Origin of the sequence: Mesonia aestuariivivens, from assembly GCF_019311235.1 — a bacterium.
GTDB lineage: Bacteria > Bacteroidota > Bacteroidia > Flavobacteriales > Flavobacteriaceae > Mesonia > Mesonia aestuariivivens.
Map to the genome: position 1 here is coordinate 1 of NZ_JAHWDF010000065.1, position 648 is coordinate 648.

Annotated in this window: 1 protein-coding gene; it reads left to right on the forward strand. The window is 40.4% G+C overall.

Translation table 11 applies throughout. The features are described from left to right. Positions 1-648: T9SS type B sorting domain-containing protein (locus KW502_RS15290; protein WP_219041411.1), on the forward strand; the 648-nt coding region annotated here is incomplete at both ends.

Consider the following 648-nt stretch of genomic DNA (forward strand, 5'->3'; position numbering starts at 1 on the left):
ATCGCTTTGAATGGAGTTATAACGGTAGTCTAATTAGTGAAAATGGAGCAAGCCTTAGTGTAGGCGGTGGTAGTGGTAATCCATTACAAGCAGGAGACTATAGTGTACAAGTATTTGATATCAATAGCTTAGATGAAAACAATAATAACTGTGGTAGTGATATTGATAGTATCACTATTTTAGAGAGCAACCCGCCAGAGTTTGAGGTAGCTCCAACCTCGATAGGCTTTGAGGGGCAACATAGTTTAATCATCACTAATGTAACAGGAGAAGGGGTTTATGAATTTAGTGTAGACAATGGTCCTTGGATGGACTTGCCTGCTACGGGTCAATTAGCAGTAGATGGTTTGTCAGCGGGAGCGCATATCGTTTACGGTAGAGATAAAAATGGCTGTGGAACAACTGAATCTCAAGTGATCTCTTTTATTGATTTTCCACCATTTTTCACTCCCAATGACGATGGTTATAATGATACGTGGAATATCATAGGTTTAGACACTCCGCTCAACCGAGCAGCACAGATCTTTATCTTTGATCGTTATGGAAAACTATTAAAACAAATCAGTCCAAGTAGTCCAGGATGGGACGGTACCTTTAACGGAAATCCAGTGCCCTCAGGAGACTACTGGTTTAGAGTAGAATATATGG